The sequence below is a fragment of the Streptomyces sp. NPDC051563 genome, from assembly GCF_044454225.1.
Classification (GTDB): domain Bacteria; phylum Actinomycetota; class Actinomycetes; order Streptomycetales; family Streptomycetaceae; genus Streptomyces.
In genome coordinates, this window is record NZ_JBITDL010000015.1 from 100,862 (window position 1) to 117,632 (window position 16,771).

At 66.6% G+C, this 16,771-nt stretch carries 12 protein-coding genes and 3 pseudogenes; 5 read left to right on the forward strand and 10 right to left on the reverse strand.

The window, feature by feature from the left end; all coding sequences use genetic code 11:
- Positions 1 to 4 precede the first annotated feature (4 nt).
- Positions 5 to 1,390, reverse strand: a complete 1,386-nt coding sequence (locus tag ACIA8F_RS19340; protein WP_399380182.1) for an MFS transporter — start codon at positions 1,388 to 1,390, stop codon at positions 5 to 7.
- A 512-nt stretch (positions 1,391 to 1,902) separates the two neighbouring features.
- Between ACIA8F_RS19340 and ACIA8F_RS19345 the strand changes: the two are divergent.
- Positions 1,903 to 2,073: pseudogene (locus ACIA8F_RS19345) on the forward strand (pirin family protein); the annotation flags it as partial.
- A 582-nt stretch (positions 2,074 to 2,655) separates the two neighbouring features.
- Here ACIA8F_RS19345 and ACIA8F_RS19350 read toward each other — a convergent pair.
- The 6 genes and pseudogenes from ACIA8F_RS19350 to ACIA8F_RS19375 form a co-directional block, all read right to left on the reverse strand.
- Positions 2,656 to 3,066 carry an NUDIX hydrolase gene (locus tag ACIA8F_RS19350; RefSeq protein ID WP_399380383.1) on the reverse strand — a complete coding sequence of 137 codons (411 nt, stop codon included), beginning with the start codon at positions 3,064 to 3,066 and terminating at the stop codon, positions 2,656 to 2,658.
- A gap of 1,407 nt (positions 3,067 to 4,473) precedes the next feature.
- Positions 4,474 to 5,463: a hypothetical protein gene (locus ACIA8F_RS19355; RefSeq protein ID WP_399380184.1), complete on the reverse strand. Its 990-nt coding sequence runs from the start codon at positions 5,461 to 5,463 to the stop codon at positions 4,474 to 4,476.
- Positions 5,464 to 5,599: 136 nt separating this feature from the next.
- On the reverse strand, positions 5,600 to 6,859 hold the full coding sequence (locus ACIA8F_RS19360) for a restriction endonuclease (protein ID WP_399380186.1): 1,260 nt from the start codon (positions 6,857 to 6,859) through the stop codon (positions 5,600 to 5,602).
- 74 nt (positions 6,860 to 6,933) lie between these two features.
- Positions 6,934 to 7,209 (reverse strand): annotated as a pseudogene (locus ACIA8F_RS19365) (transposase); the annotation flags it as partial.
- A 108-nt stretch (positions 7,210 to 7,317) separates the two neighbouring features.
- On the reverse strand, positions 7,318 to 8,106 hold the full coding sequence (locus ACIA8F_RS19370; RefSeq protein ID WP_399380188.1) for an HNH endonuclease: 789 nt from the start codon (positions 8,104 to 8,106) through the stop codon (positions 7,318 to 7,320).
- 278 nt (positions 8,107 to 8,384) lie between these two features.
- Positions 8,385 to 9,596 (reverse strand): AAA family ATPase, encoded by a 1,212-nt coding sequence (locus tag ACIA8F_RS19375; protein ID WP_399380190.1) that lies wholly within the window; start codon positions 9,594 to 9,596, stop codon positions 8,385 to 8,387.
- Between the two features lie 7 nt (positions 9,597 to 9,603).
- Between ACIA8F_RS19375 and ACIA8F_RS19380 the strand changes: the two genes are divergently transcribed.
- Positions 9,604 to 9,903: a transposase gene (locus tag ACIA8F_RS19380; protein ID WP_399380192.1), complete on the forward strand. Its 300-nt coding sequence runs from the start codon at positions 9,604 to 9,606 to the stop codon at positions 9,901 to 9,903.
- A gap of 2 nt (positions 9,904 to 9,905) precedes the next feature.
- Positions 9,906 to 10,679, forward strand: a pseudogene (locus ACIA8F_RS19385) (IS3 family transposase); the annotation flags it as partial.
- A 32-nt stretch (positions 10,680 to 10,711) separates the two neighbouring features.
- Here the strand turns inward: ACIA8F_RS19385 and ACIA8F_RS19390 are convergent.
- The 3 genes from ACIA8F_RS19390 to ACIA8F_RS19400 form a co-directional block, all read right to left on the reverse strand.
- Complete coding sequence (locus tag ACIA8F_RS19390) at positions 10,712 to 12,373, reverse strand: IS1182 family transposase (protein ID WP_399380384.1); 1,662 nt, start codon at positions 12,371 to 12,373, stop codon at positions 10,712 to 10,714.
- Positions 12,374 to 12,626: 253 nt separating this feature from the next.
- Positions 12,627 to 12,821, reverse strand: coding sequence for a hypothetical protein (locus ACIA8F_RS19395; protein WP_399380194.1), 195 nt, complete (start codon positions 12,819 to 12,821; stop codon positions 12,627 to 12,629).
- A gap of 627 nt (positions 12,822 to 13,448) precedes the next feature.
- Complete coding sequence (locus tag ACIA8F_RS19400) at positions 13,449 to 13,622, reverse strand: hypothetical protein (protein WP_399380196.1); 174 nt, start codon at positions 13,620 to 13,622, stop codon at positions 13,449 to 13,451.
- A 637-nt stretch (positions 13,623 to 14,259) separates the two neighbouring features.
- Here ACIA8F_RS19400 and ACIA8F_RS19405 point away from each other — a divergent pair.
- Complete coding sequence (locus ACIA8F_RS19405) at positions 14,260 to 14,700, forward strand: hypothetical protein (protein WP_399380198.1); 441 nt, start codon at positions 14,260 to 14,262, stop codon at positions 14,698 to 14,700.
- A complete protein-coding gene (locus ACIA8F_RS19410) occupies positions 14,700 to 16,763 on the forward strand; it encodes a hypothetical protein (protein ID WP_399380200.1) in 2,064 nt (687 codons plus the stop codon). The genes ACIA8F_RS19405 and ACIA8F_RS19410 overlap by 1 nt, the downstream gene beginning before the upstream one ends.
- Positions 16,764 to 16,771: the final 8 nt, after the last annotated feature.

Sequence of the window (16,771 nt, forward strand, 5' to 3'; positions counted from 1 at the left end):
GGACTCAGACGGGGTCGGAGACCGAGGCGGCGTACCCGCTCGCCCTTTCGGACCCCGCCGGCGCCGCTGCTTCCCCCTTCGGGACGGACAGGTCGCGGCCCCGGGTCTCGCGGGCGAAGAAGACCGTGAGGGTGGTGACGACGGCCGCCGCGGACAGGTAGACGGAGACCGGCACGGAGGAGTCGTAGTCCTTCAGGAGTTCGACGGCGATGATCGGCGCCAGCGCCCCCGCGACGATCGAGGCGAGCTGGGATCCCATCGAGGCCCCCGAGTAGCGGACCTTGGTGTCGAACATCTCCGAGATGAAGGCGGCCTGCGGCCCGTACATCGCCCCGTGCAGCAGCAACCCGGCGGTGACGGCGAGGGTGATGACGACGAACGACTTCGAATCCACCAACGCGAAGAACGCGAACGCCCACAGCGCCATGCCGACCGAACCGATCAGCGTCACCGGCCGGCGCCCGATCCGGTCCGAGAGCGCCCCCCAGGCGGGGATGGTCAGGAAGTGCACGGCCGAGCCGATCAGGAGCGCGTTGAGCGCGGTGGTCTTGGGGAGGCCGAGGTGGGTGGTGACGTAGACGAGGAGGAAGGAGGTGAGGACGTAGTACGAGATGTTCTCGCCGAAGCGGGTGCCGATGGCGGTCAGCACCTGCCGCCAGTCCTTGCGGAACACCTGCACCACGGGCGGCTTCTCGGCCTCCACCCGGCCCGCCGCCGCGGCCTGCGACGCGAGGAACACGGGCGACTCGGACACCGAGAGGCGGATCCACAGCCCGACCACCACGAGGACCCCCGAGAGCAGGAACGGGATCCGCCAGCCCCAGGAGAGGAACGCGGCGTCCGACTGCACGGCCGCGAGCAGCGCCAGCACTCCGGTAGCGAGCAGATTGCCCCCGGGAGCCCCGGACTGCGGCCAGGACGCCCAGAACCCGCGGTGTTCGGCGCCGCCGTGCTCGGACACGATCAGCACCGCCCCGCCCCACTCGCCGCCCAGCGCGAACCCCTGCACCAGGCGCAGCACGGTCAGCAGGATCGGCGCCCCGACCCCGATGCTCGCGTGGGTGGGCAGCAGCCCCATCGCGAAGGTCGCCCCACCCATCATCAGCAGACTCAGCACCAGCAGCTTCTTGCGCCCGACCTTGTCCCCGAAGTGCCCGAAGACCACCCCGCCCAGCGGCCGGGCGAGGAAGCCGATGGCGTAGGTGAGGAAGGCGATCAGGGTGCCCGTGAGCGGATCCGCGGTGGGGAAGAACAGCTTGTTGAACACCAGGGCGGCAGCGGTCCCGTAGAGGAAGAAGTCGTACCACTCGATGGTGGTGCCGATGAGGCTGGCGGCAACGATCCGCCGGATTCCGGTTGGAGCCTTAGGGTCGGTACCGGTGAAGGTCATGTGCACCACTTCCAGGTGTCTGCGGGAACGTCGGGCGTGGGCACAACGTAGGAGTCCGCAGGTCAGCGGCATATGTGGCGTGCCATCACAATCACCCCCACCTGAGTGTGCCCGATCACCACTCGGCCCGAACCGATCCCCGGGGCCCCTCCGGAAGCGGGTGGGAAGCCCCTGTCGGAATTGCAGAGTTGCGCCCGCTTTGGGGATGCGGTGCTGAGTCCCGTGCTGACTTGGTGCTGACCTGAAACCCCATGTCAGCACCCCTCGCAACCTGTCCCGTGCTGACTTGGTGCTGACTACGCAGCGTTGGGAGCGACGTTACTCCGGTGGGGCCGGCGTAGAAGGGGATGCAGCGGTAGAGCTCGGATCGACTCCGCTGCTGAGGCCCGGCTTGCGCTCGGGGGCGCCTGGCCCGACCTCGCGTGAAACCCGAGCGCTCGGCCTCATCTGGTGTGCCGCGGGTGTGCTGGCCGACGCGTCAACAAGGGCAGACCAGCGCGGGACCTAAGGTGATCGTGATGTTCTGGAACTGGATCGGACGGTCACACGATGATATCGCGCAGGCCCGCGAGGACTGGATGAATGGGTCGCGATTCGGTGAGGTGAAGGGCTACGACGGCCCTCCGATTCCGGCTCCCGAACTCCCGCCGACGCACCTGAAAGCCAGGGGGAGGGTGCGTTGACCTGCTGCTCTTTGTGGGGTGAGGGTCGGGTGCGGTGCTCGCTCCCGGCCCTCCGGTTTTGACTTCGCACGGGAGGTCGATGGGCATGGTGCGAGAGCCTTCGACGCCGCCGGTCGAGTCTCATATGTTGCCAGCTGTTACCAAGTTTGGTCGAACGAATGCTGACCTTTTGCTGACTCTACTGACGAGTAGTTAGATCTGACCGCTGGCTGGTCGAGTCCTCTTGCCTGCGAAGGATAGGGGTGGTCGCCGCTGCGCCGTCGGCTCCTACAATCGTGCCTTCGGGCCCGGCAGGGGCGCGCGATCCGTGGATGGAGTGTGCCTGGCGGATCTTGTGCACAAGTGACAGAGCCCTCGCTTGTCCAGTCCCCTCCACCAGTCTGTGACGGAACGTCGTGCGCGCGCCGGACGCCTACGGCTTTGAGGTGACCGGATGCTTCAGCTGAGCACCCTCTCTGAAGAATCTGGCGGCCGCGTCCATAGGTCCTGGAACCCGCCGGGGTGCGGGCCGCCGAGAGAGGGCACCACGCCCATGGGCTGCTGCTCCGGGGGGCCGAGGCATTCTCGTCCTGGTTGCCGTGGTCAAGATCGAAGGACAACGTCCAGGTGTTGCTGGACCGGCTTGAAGAGTCCGTACGGGATGTACTGCGGGATCTCCGACAGGGTCACCCACGCAACCTCAGCGATTTCGTCAGCGGCCGCCACGTGCGCGGCCCCGCCGACCACCTCGCAGGCTGTGTAGGACACTTGCCGACTGGTGATGGGATGGACCCGCTCGCCCAGCCGAACAACAGGGACCACGTCCAGGCCGGCTTCCTCCTTCGTCTCGCGGACGGCGGCTTCGTCGCATGACTCGCCCGGTTCGACTTTGCCCGCCGGGAATTGCCACGAGAGTTGGCCCTCTGCAACTCGTCGCCGTACGAGCAGTACTCGACCCTCATGAACCACAACGGCCCCGGCAACCCGACGCTGAGGTGGAGCATTGTCATTCAGCGACGTCTCTCGGTCACTCACGGCAGCCGCCGCCGTCCGGGGTGCGGAGGTCTTTGAGCGTCGGCGGGATGCCGGGGCTTGGTGACTTTCGCGAGCTCCTCGGTGTTACTGCGGTGAGTTGCATGGGTGCGACCCTCCGATCCTCATCCCTCGAAGAGCATTTCTTCCACTGCGGTCGGCGCCGCTGCCTCCTGCTGTACGCGCTCGAACTCGAGCTGCCATGCCCGCGCCTCTGCGTAAGCGACGTGGACCATACTGCCCGGGCACAGCACCAGTGCCCGGGGCTCGATCTTGTGGTCCTTGACCGATCCGTACCCGATCCGTTTGGTAGGCAACAAGGCGTGCGGAACGGAGCAAGAGGGGCATGGAGCCTTCGGGAGGGTCGCCATGTCACCAGGATGGCCCAATTAGTCCCGGCGCGGCAGGGAGCGCACGAGCGCGTACCGTGGCACATGGGTGAGCAGCTTCCTGTCGCCCATCTTGATTATTGGGGCCGCGCCCAGATGATCACCAGGCTGACGGCACCGGTTCCCAGCTTGAACAGGGCACCCTGAGCGCGCACGTGGCGACGTCGCCCGATGCCCTCCGCCAGGGCGGCATCCATTGAGGGGAGAGCTACGGCTTTCATTGCCGGCGTAGTTGCGCCCGTGCCTGGGACTCGGCCTGGCGGTCCCGCTCGGTACGCGCTTCCGCCAAGCGAGGCCGGAGGTCGGGTTCATGCAGGACGAGAAGTCCACAGTGTGCACGGAAGCGAAGCGCTGGTTCCAACTCGCCGTGCGGGGGCCGACCCGACTCGTCGGAACAGCGCAGTCCTGACCGTCGAGGGCCGCGAAACCTGCACGCCGTTCGTACATCCTCCGCTCCCATCACGACAGCGGCCTTCGCCTCGCCCGCTGCATAACCGGCCTGGTCGACGCGGACGACTGCATCGCCTGGTCCGATCCTCGCTGGGAGAGCGGTCGGATCCCGCGGGTCGGGGGCGAGGGCGTAGAGCTCGGCCCGGTAGGCGTAGCCGTCGGTGGTCCAGTCCCGGATGCGGCACAGGTCGGGCCGCGGCACTGCGGCGGGGAGGGTGCGGGAGGTGGACGGGCCGTTCCACAGCGTTCCACCCTCGATGCCAGCCTCGGCGCAGACCACGCGGAGCCAGTGCGGACCGGCCGCCGACGACAGGGTCCGGCCCCGGTACCCCCACACCCGGCGGCCGGTGGCGCGCAGGCCGAACTGATCGGCGGCGTGCTGCTGGGCGGCCAGCATCCGGTCGGCGGTGGCGGGGGTGGGGGTCTCGAACATGGCGGTCCTACCTCGGCTGGGAGACGGCTGCCGCGTCCTTGGATACCAGCTCGGTAGAGACAGCACGATGCCCCCATCCGAAAGTGAGGGGCACCATGAGGCTCGGCCCGACCGGATTTATTCGGCAGCGGGCAGCAGCCGCTCAAAGAACTCATTCACGACCGCCCCCACCGTGTCCGGCTGCTCCGGCGGCAACTCACGCGCCCCGAAGCGGTACAGCTCGTAGCCGGACAGCCTCAGATCCCGGTCCGCAGCCATCATCTCCCCGTACAGCTGCGGCGAAGCGATCTTCCGGACACCCTCGGCCAGCCGCTCCTCCCGGCTGTAGTGCTGCGCTCCGTCGATCTCGATCACGACCCGTGAGCCGTCAGGGAGCAGCATGAGGAAGTCCATCCGCTGCCGCTCCAGGTCCTTGTCGTTGGTGGGGTCTGTCTGGGAGTAGGGGTCGTAGTGGAGGTGAACCTCCGGGAGCAGGGCCGGCTGCTCGAAGCCCAGCGCGGGGTACAGCCGGTCGACCCGGGCGTAGTACGAGGAGAAGAACCTGCGCTGCGGCGGGGACGTCTTCGGCAGCGACTGGAACATCCGAAGACGCAGCAGGCGACTGACCGCGACGTCGTCCTTGCCCGCGGTGAGGTCCGGGTGCTCCGTACGCCACCAGTCGATGAGAGCCTGCACGGTCAGCCCCGACGACAAGAGCGGCCGGTCGTAGATCATCCACAGGTGCCGGTGCGTCGTGACCTTGATGATGTTCTGCGTCGCGTCGACCATCACGATCTTCGGCTTCGGCCCGAGGCCCGCGAAGATCAGCTGCTGGAACTGGCCATGCGCACTGCGAACCCCGTACGTCCGGAGCATCTCATCCACACGATCGCTCCCGACCTGCGTCACCACCCGCTGCGCAAAGGCGATCAGGTCTTGATCGGTCTTCACCGTGTCCAGGCGCACCCGCGTGTACGTGAACAGGCCGTCCTCGATGAACACCTCGCCCGGCGACTCCAGGCCCAGTCGACCAAGCAGGACCATCAGCCGTGACCCGTCCGGCGCGAACTCGACCAGTGCGTCCACGATCGCCTCGCGCAGCACCTCGGTCGGCACCGTCATCCGCATGTTTGCCCCCTCGCTGTCAAAATCGCAGCCCTGATGTCCATGTTGGCAGTGGGGTCCGACAACGGGCCTGCGGGGTGCCCACCGAAAGCCCGCTGCCTCCACGGTCCGGGCGTACCCGTAGCCGGGGAGAAACCGATCAGGCCGGAAGTGTGGGAGCCGGCTCGTCCGCGCCCTCCTCGCGATCGTCCTTCGGCCAATCAGGGTGCTCGGCGATCACGGCGAGTACAGAGCGCAGAGGCCACCCTCCGAACGCCCAACGACCCAGCTCGTAGCCGTCCACGGGGTAGATCCCATGGCGAATCCCGAACTGCATGGCCTTCGAGGTGAACGTCGAGTTCGTCACCATCATCACGGTGTCCGCGCCATGCTCCGGCCGGGCCGTCCCATTCAAGGAGTACATCTCGTCCGGCGTCACCGGCCGTCCCGTCGACCTGTGCTTGCACTGCACCACCACCCGGCCGTAGATGGGTAGGACGGCGACTATGTCCGCCCCTCTGTCGTTCGCCCCACCCCCCGCCTGGACGACCTCAGCCCCACTCCGGCGGAGCAGCTCGGCGACGAACTGCTCGAATAGCCGCCCATCCAGCGCATCCACATCGCTCAGCGAGTCCAGCGGCGGTGAGACCACCGGAGTCAGGGGATCCCTCCTCCCACGCCCTTGCGCCGCCCTCTCGGATGCCCACCGGTATGTCTCATCCAGCCGCTCGATGTCCTCGTCGCTGGAGACAATCCCTGATTCGACAGCGGCCTTCCGCCACTTCCGCGACTCGATGCAGCGAGTCGCGCAGGTGACCGACGGACCGCACCCGCAGTGCGTGTCGTAGTTCGCGTCGGGAAGGCCCACCCGAGCCATTCGCTCGTGCATCTCGGTGAGCCGGACATCGGTCATGCTCGCGGCCCGTGCAGCCGCAAGACGCTGCTCCCGGCGGTGATCCTGCTCGGCGACACCGAGCCGCTGCCACCGCTCGTCGAGTTCGACCCTCCGACTGACCACGCCGAGGATCGCAGCCGGCGGCAACTCGCGATACAGGCGCAGCCTCCGATCATCCCTACCCGAGTCCACGTCAGCCTTGCAGTCTGGACACAGCATGCCGCGCTCATACCTTGTGACCGGGTCGAAGTCCCGCACTGCGTGCTGGTAGTTGTTCGGCTTCCCGCAGATCGCGCAGTGACCGCACTGCCAGTACACCACCGCCAGGTACATCTCCTGCGGCTCCAGCATGGGGCCGTCCGGTATCCACCAGTGGTGACAGGCAGGAGCCTCGGCATCCAGAAGAAGGCCCACGTCGTCCAGCGCCCCGACCGGCATCCGCCTCCTTGCAGCCCAAGCCGCGACCTCGGGCTCCCTCGCCCGCCACCGCAGAAACCGACTGTCGTGGTGCTCGTGCCAGCTCACCGATGAATCTCCTCGCATCTCTCGGCCACGGCCTCACCCGCCCGCAACGAACAGGCGGGTGACTCCGGCCCCCACCACCCGATCATGCCGGTGGCCAAGCCCCCGTCCACTCCCAGGATCGTCTCCCAAGTGCCGTCGACTCCCCACCTGATCAGCCGCTTGTGGGCGGTCTGGAACGGGCCGAGCTCGTCGGGCAGGTACCGCCAAGGGGAGTTGGTGCGGTACTTCCAGGCGATGGCCTCAAGGGTGCGGCGGTGGTCGGCCCATCGCCTGCCGCGGACCGGATCGGCTGGCATCAGCGGCTCGATCCGGTCCCACATCGCATCGGTGATCACTAATCGGACGGACACATCCGATCAACTGACCAACGGATCAAAGAGACACGCGCTAGGCGATCGAGGCCCGGACCGTGCGCGCTTGCTGTGCAATCACCGGCGATGTGTGCTGAATCTCCGGAGTCAGGGTATGACGCCGCCGTTGCAGAAATTGTCGCTGCTCGCCAGAGTCCGGTAAGTGACTCCTTCCCAGCCGTTGGGGCGGTCAGCGAGGCGTGTGGCGGCCTCGTCCGCCAAGTAGTTGCGCACTTCCTGGGCCCCACCAGTGTGACGCAGAGCGGTGAGCAGGCTGAGGATGCTGCTCAGGGTTCGGTTCGCTTGGATGGCGAAGAGACTGGACAGTCCAAAAAGTCCGAAGTGGTACTGAACTCGGTCAGCGAGGACTTGATCCCAGGATGGCGAGGGGCTGACGAAGAATTCGAGCCAAAGAGGGCTGTCGTCCACGATCCTGGCGTCGAGCCAGTGGTCATCGTCGATGCGGTCGAGGTAGGGGTGCAGGGGAGTCGTCTGAAGACTCATCGGGAGGGCGTCTCCCTTGGCGTGGTTACAGTCGGCGCAGGCGGGCACCAGATTCAAGGGATCGACGCACAATGCAGGGAACGACTTCTTTGGCAGGACGTGGTCAAGGGTTCTCACGACCCCGTGTCCGCACAAGGGGCAACGATCATGTTGGGGGGCTGTTCTCAGCTGCTCGTAGATGACTCGACCGTTCTTGGTACCGAGCATGCCGTTCTCGTAGATCCACGCCACGGCTTCGGCCGCTGAGATACTCGGCAGAGCGAAGGCCGCGCACTCGAGGGTGTGCAGGGAGCCTTGTTGGGCCGCGCACCGGAATTGCTCGCCCGCTTCCTCGATGCTGTCAGTGGCGGCCAGAAGTCGTGCCTGGCGGGACGCGTTCCTGGTGCCGGCCACACACGCCTCGTAACTTTGACGGGCGGTGACCCTAGGCGGCTCCAGCGGCCACATCAGCGGCGCCCCTGCGACGTTTGGTAGGCGAGCAGAATCCGTGCGAGGCCCTTCGCTTCCCCGCCGAGCTGCCCGCCGAATCGCGCCAGGACCTGCTCGTACGTGCCCAGTTCCCGGACTGCCTTCTCGATCTCGGCGTGAAACCCCGACCGCCGGACTTCGAGGCCGAATATCTCGTGGGTGAGAACCCCGACGTTCTCGCCGTAGGTCTCGATCGATGGCCGCTACGGCTGCATGGTGCCCTGGCGGCTGACCTTCCAGACACAGGAGCGCGGGACCTCCTGCAGGACCACCGGCGAGTGGGTGCCCAGGACTGCGACCGCATTGCGGTCGGTGAGCAGGTCGGACAGGGCCCTGACGAAGGACGCCAGAAGCGGCGGATGCAGATGTCCTTCAGGCTCGTCGAGGAGCACCAGCGACCGCTCGGCGACGGTCTCCACCAGACGCGTCATCGTCAGCAGGACAATCGCATGTCCCGAGCTGAGACTGGAAAAGATCTCCAAAGCAGCGTCACGGTCGCTCGTACGGCCGAACACGCCGCGGTCCAGGAGAGCCTGCGCGAAGGAGCGGACCGGAGATTCGAAGAAGTACGGGTCGCTACCCAACGCCTCTAGCGCCTTGATCCAACTGTGGACTCGGCCGGCGGCGACAACCTCCTCCACGCTCTTGGCGAACTCCTTGCTTAGGTCAAGGCGCGTCTTGCGCTCCCGAGTCGGGCGCCCCAGCTCATCCACCTTGGCAAGGCCCACATACCTGTAGGAGACACCCGCAACGTTGTCCTCGGCCGCGGGAGGTGGTTGGCCGTCGGCAACGTCCAGCGCGCCGTCCCAGCCTTCCAGTTCACCCTGTTCAGCAGTGTCCTCTTCCGACTCGAACTGCTCCTGAGCCGGGTCGAAGGCGCTGAAGGTCACGCAGACCACGTTGACGAAGGAGCCGGGTCCATCCTCGCTCCAGATGAGACGTCCCACCTCATCGCTGTCCTCTTCCGGATGTACGACGGCCCTGGTGATGTCGCCGAGCACCGTGGTCTTTCCGACCCCGTTCCGACCGATCAGCACGTGAATGTTAGTGGGGGGCTGTGCATGCGGCTCGACTGAAAAGGAGAGGTGCCAGGGTTTCGTGGTACTGCCGTCCGAGCTACCGTGCCCGGCGGGGCCCAGGTAGTCGAAGCGGTACTCCGTGAGCCGGGGGCCGCCCTGCGCGATGCGCCGGAACTGGGCTGCCACCGTCCGTGACTCGAGGCTACGCAGCAGCGATGTGTGTGTGACGTCCCATTGCATGGCGGTCGCGAAGTCCGAGGGGTCGAGCGCCATATCGCACAGACCGCTCAAGACCGCGTGCCGCGTCTCGCTGCCAAGCTTGCGGATTGGGCTTGCTTCGCTTTGACGGACATCCGAGATCAGGGGCTTGGGCCCCGGAAGGATGATGTCCATCATGGAGAGCATGGCGAAGAAGAAGGTGCGTCCTCGGCGCTCGTTCACGGCGGAGTTCAAGGCCGAGATCGTGGGTCTGTGCCTGCGTGGTGACCGCTCGGTCGGCCAGGTGGCCAAGGACTTCGACCTGACCGAGACCGCGGTGCGGAGCTGGGTGCGTCAGGCCGAGGTCGATGCGGGCGATCGCGACGGTCTGACCAGCAGCGAGCGCGAGGAGCTGGCGGTTCTGCGGCGCGAGAACCGCAGGCTGCGGGAGGACGTAGAGGTCCTCAAGCGTGCGACGGCTTTCTTCGCGACGGAGACCCGGTGAACGTGCACCCGTTCATCGAGGCGGAGAAAACTGCAGGTCACAGCGTCAAGAAGGCATGTGAACTGCTCGAGGTCTCCCGAACCGCCTACTACGCCCGCCGCACTGGTGTCCCTGGTCCCCGCGCGGCGCGAGACGCTGAGCTGACCGAGCGGATCACCACCGTGCACCAGCAGTCACGCGGAACCTACGGATCCCTGCGCATTCACGCCGTCCTCAAGCGCGAGGGCGCTGGCTGCGGCCGCAGGCGGGTGGCCCGCCTGATGCGGCAAGCCGGACTCGCCGGCCGCCACCGTCGTCGACGGCACCGCACCACCATCCCCGACCCCCAGGCCGCCACGCGCCCTGACCTGGTCCTCCGCGACTTTCGGCCCGACCCGGCAGCGATCGACACCCGCTGGTGCGGCGACATCACCTATATCGCCACCGACGAGGGCTGGCTCTACCTGGCCACCGTCATCGACATCGCCTCCCGCCGCGTCGTCGGCTGGGCCACCGCCGACCACCTGCGAACCGAACTCGTCGCCGACGCCCTCGAGGCCGCCTGCCACACCCGCCGTCCGTCCGGCCCGGTGATCTTTCACTCCGACCGAGGCTGCCAATACACCAGCCGTGAACTCGCGATCCTGGCAGGGGAGTTCGGGGTCAGACTGTCCGTCGGCCGCACGGGTCAGTGCTGGGATAACGCCCTCGCAGAATCGTTCTTCTCCACTCTGAAGAACGAGCTGGGTGACAGTTGTCCCTGGCCCAGCAGGGCCGCCGCCCGCACCGCGATATTCGAGTGGATCGAGAGACCCCGTTGCCCAATTGGCTATGCGGCGAGAACGAGGGCGGCGAGGTGTGATGTCCGGGTCGGGGCGAGTGGTTGTCCAGTCCACCAGGCATCGAGGCGGAGCAGGTTGACGGCGGTGGCTGTGAGGATGTGTGCGAGAGCGGTCTCCCGTAGCCCTGCGTAGCGGGTTCTGCGAGTGCCCGCGGCTGTGACGGCCTGGTGGATCGTGCCTTCGACGCCGGAGCGGATCGCGTAGACGGCCTTCCATTCCTCGGTGGTCTGCTCGGCGCGGACGCGTTCAAGGACGGCGTCTTGATCTTGTGGGCGGACGGTGAGCTGGCGACCGTAGTGCGTCGAGTTGGTGCACTGTCCGCGGGAGGGGCAAGGCGCGCAGGTCTCGGTGGCGAAGCGGATGCGGATCGCGGATCGCTGGTTGTTGTCGAGCCCCTCGGTCCAGTAGCGGCTGTGGGCGCCGGCGGGGCAGGTTGCGCGGCGAGCGTCCCAGTCGATGCTGAAGGATGCCTTGTCGTAGCCGGTTGCCTGGACGGTGCGGCGGGTCATGGGCCGGACCGGGCCGATGACGCGGACACCTCGCCGGCTGGGCGCCGTCAGCAGGAGTTCCGCAGAGATGTAGCCGGCGTCCATCAGGTGTTCGCCCGGCAGGAGGCCCTTGGCGTCGAGCTGATCGTGGATCTCGTCGACGACCACGGGGTCGCCGACCGTGGCGTCGGTGGTCACCACGTGGGTGATCAGGTGGGGTTGGCCGGTCTCCTTGGCGTCGCAGGTTTCGGTGAAGTGGACCTTGTAGCCGTCCCAGGCCGAGCCGCGCTTGACGGCGTTGCGGGAATCGGGGTCGTAGGGCGAGGTGATCCGAGCTCTGCTGGGCGGAAGCTCGTTCTTCCCCCGCCAGGCCACCTCCTGCACTCCGTCCGTGATCGTGCGCTGGAACTGCTGGAGCCATACGGTCCGCAGGATGCCGACAGCCGAGACCTGAGTAAGCCAGGCGGGAGCGCTGGCCTCGAACGCCGCTTCGAGGAACTGGTAGCCGTCGGCCGCGATGCGCCAGGTCAGTTGGGTCCGCTCGCTCTCGTCGCTCGGTAGTCGGTAGGAGTCGACGCGGGCCCCGTACTGTTCTTGCCAGCTCCTTGGCATCCAGGAGGCGAGCCACTCGGGTGCTGCCACGGCAACCGTCTCGAGGGCGGCTCTCAGTGTCTCGCCGACGAACTCCAGGCGGTTGAGATCTCTCACTGCGGCGAGGATGTGGGTGGAGTCGGTGCGCTGCCGGCCCCGGCCGGACACGAGCTCCAGCTCGTTGAGCCGCACCAGCAGCAGGTCCAGGATCTTCTCCTCCAGCCCGTGGGCCAGGAGACGTTCACGGAAGCCGGTGAGCACGGTGAAGTCGAATCCGGGGTCGGCCAGTTCGAGGCCGAGCAAGTACTTCCAGTCGATTCTCGCGCGTACTGCATGGGCGGCCTGTCGGTCGGTCAAGTTCTCCGCGAACTGCAGCACGCTGACCAGTGCCAACTGTCCCGGTGCGACACCCGGTCGGCCCCGCACACCGAACGCTGACCTGAAGATCTCGTCATCGAAGAGCGGACCAAGCGCATCCCGCACCCGCAGCGCCAGGCAGCCCTTCGGGAACGCTGCTCGAGCCACCGTCCGCGTCCCCTCAGGAACCTCCCGACCCGAGCCTGCCCGCATCGACACCCGACTCTCCGCCCCACGACCGAACCACAGGCCTGCCACCCAAGCCCCGATCCTCAGGCTCCACCCCTCAGCCACCAGGCACGACCAAGACCAACAGCATTCACCCAATTGGGCAACGGGGTCATCGAGAGCTGGTACAACGTGCACCGCCTCCACAGCAGCCTCGGCTACCGCAGCCCCGCCGAATACGAAACCGCCCTCGCGGCCTGACCAACACACCAACCGTGTCCGTCAAAGCGGAACAAGCTCAGATGTTCTCGTAATAGAGGTCGCTCTGCCCCACGGAAAACCAGTACAGGCGCTGATCAAGTCCTGTGAGCGTGGAGAACGATCCTGCCTCGAGAGGCCTCTCGCCCCGAATGAGGTCGGCATACCCGATCTTTACCGCACCCAACTCGACGAGCGATCCGTGGTTACGGAACCACAGTTGGTAGAGGGTCATGTACTCATCGTCCGCTGCATAGCTGTCAGGCCCTGGATCACCGCGTGGCGACAGCAAGCAGGCGCGAGGACCGTTGTCCGTGGGACCGTCTCGATCGAGCACGATGAAGCGCAGTTTGTCCTCCTGGGCAACGTAAACGTGGAGCGGGTCACCGGCCCAGGCCGTGGTCTGTTGTCTCGCCTGAACCCAGTAGTCACCGGGACTCGCGGCACAACTCGGCGGTCAGAACTTGGGACCGTCTCATCGCCAGCGACACATGGTAGGCCGCACAACACTGCTGCCTCTTGCGATTCAAAAACTCTTGCACCTTCGCAGTTGTCGATGTGCGCGCTGCTGTACCTCGATGAGATGGAGCTAGCCTGCACCCTCGGCCTGCGACTACACGCGACCACCATGGCCTGGCGGACAGTGACCGGCGGCTTTCCCTTGTCAGCATGCCCAGGGCGGCGCCTCGGACCAGTCCTGCAGACGACCAGCAGGTTCTTCGTGTGCTGGTAGTACACAGCAGGCACCTCGCTGACCTGCCAGAACGGTGCCAGCTCGGCGTGGTGGTGGGGTGCTGGTCCGTGAATGGCCCGGATCTTGGTCCGCCGCCGACGGTCGACCATGCGTGGTGCGGCGAGGGCCTCAGGCGTGCACCGCTGGAGGGTTGGTGATGGCGGGAGCCCGGGCGGGGACCGGGATCTCGAAGTGGATCGTCCCGAAGCCGCGGTGCTGGCCCGTCGTACGGGCGTCGGAGATCTCGACCGCGAGGCTGCGCCAGAACGCCCCGGCGCCGGGGACGTCCACATGTGTGTGCAAGTGGCGAATGCGCAGGCCGTCCGGACCATGGCGCGAGCCAAGTTGTACCTGCGGTGGTCGGGGCGTACGTACACGCGCAAAAGTTGGCGGCATCACCGCCATGCCGGGCGGCACCACGCTCAGTTACTACAACAGCGACCTGGTCGAGCGGTAGACCGCGGGCAACTCTCCGCAGACCTTGACCCCGCGCAGCGGACCCGGACCCTCACGACCGAGTCCAACTCCATTGGTACCTGGACGCAGACCGCGTCGAAGGGCAACCGCTACGCGGGCGACGCCGACAGCCCCGGTGGATCACCGAGGACGCGGCCGGCGGGATCACCCCGCATGATGCAGGGCCTCGCGGGCGCGGCCTCACGGCCGCCAGGTCGAGTTCCGGGGAGACTGTCCTCCAGGTGTCGAACCTGCACGGTGACGTCGCCCTGGCCCTCCCGCTGGACGCGGCCAAGCCGCCGACCGCGATGAGCGCCTACGAGTACGGCAGGGTCCGCGCGGGCTCTCCCGCCACCCACTACCAGTGGCTCGGCTCCGCCGAGCGGTCCTCCGAGACCCTTGGCGGCACCATGCTGATGCGTGGACGTCGTATTAGCCTGGGTGTCCGATCGTCCGGAGAGCGTGCGTTCGTCATGGGGGACTTGTGTCATTCGATAAGGAATGGGCGGAGCTGAAGTCGGCTGCGGCCGATCGTCAGACGGCGATGCGGCTCAACCAACTCGATCCGAGCGGAGGTGGGCCGGGGCCGCAGGGGGATCTGCAGATGGATCGTCAGGATCTGGCAGCCGTGGGGGACGCGGCGTTCAGGCTCCAGCAGCGACTCGGCAGTGACGGGGACCACGCGAAGGCCAGTACCCATGAGGCTGCCGGTTCATTGAAGAATGATTTCGCGCTGGGCGCCGCCCTGTCGACTGTTGCGGACAAGTGGAGTGAGCAGGTCGGCACTCTGCTCGGAGCCTGCGCTCATATATCCAACCATCTCGACTACACGCAGAACGCGCATGCCGGGGACGAGTACTGGCTCACCACCCAGTTCAAGTTTGCCGAGCTGGACAAGGGCTTTGAGGAGAGGGCGCAGCACTGATGGACTTGGACGCACTGCGCTTCGCGGATTTCTCCAAGCTGGCCACCGCCGTGAGCGACTGGACCGCGATGGCAACCAAATTGTGGGAGATCGAGTCGGATGCCCGCGGTGATCTCGGCGGCAAGGCGGCGAAAGCCGATTGGGCGGGGGTGAACGCGACGGTGACGAAGGAGTTCATCGGCAAGACCGCCAAAGAGTTCGCCGATGCCGCCACGGAGGCCACGAGCATCGGGAACATCCTGCGCGACACCCACGGGGAACTCGTCGACTACAAGGCCCGTCTGAACGAGGCGATCCGGCGGGCCCTGGAGAAGAACCTCACGGTCGTCGCATCGGGTGGCGGCGGATTCACGGTCACGATGAACATCCACCCGGACAGGGCGGCCGAGGGCCATACGGTGCCCGAGCACACCGAGGCCGACGCGACCGCCTTCCGCGATGAGGTGCAGCGGATCCTGGAAGGGGCGACCGAGAGCGACACCACGGCAGCCCAGGCGCTGACGATGCTGGTCGGTCAGACGCCGTACGGGTTCTCAGACGCCGCCTACACCGACCGTGACCGGGCGGCGGACGCCATGAAGGACGCCGACCGCATCGCGAAGCTGCTCAAGACCAAGGGCGACGACATGTCCCCCGGGGAGTTCGACCAACTCAACCGCGATCTGGCCAGGTACAAGGACGACCGGCTCTTCCAGGAGACGCTCGCCACCTCCATCGGCCCGCGCGGCCTGCTCGACTTCTGGGCCGATCTGGCCGACCCGTCCGACGGCGGAGCCCTGCAACGCTCCCGGCACGACCAGCTCGGTGACTTCCAGCGCAACCTCTCCCTGACCCTGGCCGGCGCCACTCAGTCCGACAGCCCGGCCATGCGGAGCTGGGAGAACGACATGGTCAGACTGGGCGAGGAGCGCATCCAGACCCGTGGCAGCCAGGTCTACGGCTATCAGGTGATGAGCAACCTGATGCGCAACGGCGACTGGGACAACCGCTTCCTGAACGACTACGGCAACGCACTCGTGGCCACCGAGAAGAAGATGAAGCTCCCGGCCAACTACTGGAACGGCGGAGTCCCGCCTGTGCCGAAGATGAACTTCATCGGCGAGGACTTCGGCCGCGACCCCATGACAGGCTTCATGACCGCCCTCGCGGGCAGCCCCAACGCCGCGACAGAGTTCTTCAACGCCACCCAGCCGACCGACAACGCCCATTACGTCCTGGGCGATCGGCAGACCTTCGACGACACCCCACTCAACAGCAAGGACGGCAACTCCGCACGCGAGGCCACCGGCGCCGCCCTCGTCTCCGCCGCAACCGGGGTCAACCCGAACGACCCCACCGCCCGGCCGGTCGAGCTCACCCCCGAGCACCGCCAGGTCCTGGACCGATCGCTGAAGTACCTCTCCGAGCGGGGCGACGACTTCCCGTCCGAGATGCGCGACGACATGGCCAAGATCCTCTCGAGCCACAGCGATGTCGTGCACCACTCGGCGAGCGCCATGTCGGACGATTCGGACGATCCCCGCCTGCTCGACCGACATCAGCTTCTGGAGGTCAGCAAGCAGGTCTCCCGTGACCAGAACTCCTACGGCATGCTCAACGAGGCCATGAACCGCGAAATGCTCAAGGACATCCACGCAGAGCGCCCTCGTGACCCCGTCGAGACGCTCCAAGACGCGGGCCGCACGGTGGGCTTCCTCGAGGAGGCGCGCTATCAGGCCCTGAAGACCGACAAGGACGACCCCTCCTGGGATGCCAAGTGGGGATACCACGGTTTCGGCGGCGCAGCGAACTTCATCCCGGTCGTCGGCGACGCTGTTCAGCGTGGTGTGGACGCACTCGCCTACCAGTGGCAGCTCGACGAGCAGGCGCGGATCGAGGCGGGAGTCCAGGAGCAGAACCAGAAGGTGTTCACCCACAGGGAGAACCAGTTGAGGACGCTCTCCGAGGAGTGGGCCAAGGAGAACCCCGGGCACTCCTATACGCCACGCACTCTGGAGCAGGAAATCAACACGTCCGCGATTACAGGCAACAATGCGGCCAAGGGTTTGGCAGGTGCCCAGTGAGACGCCTT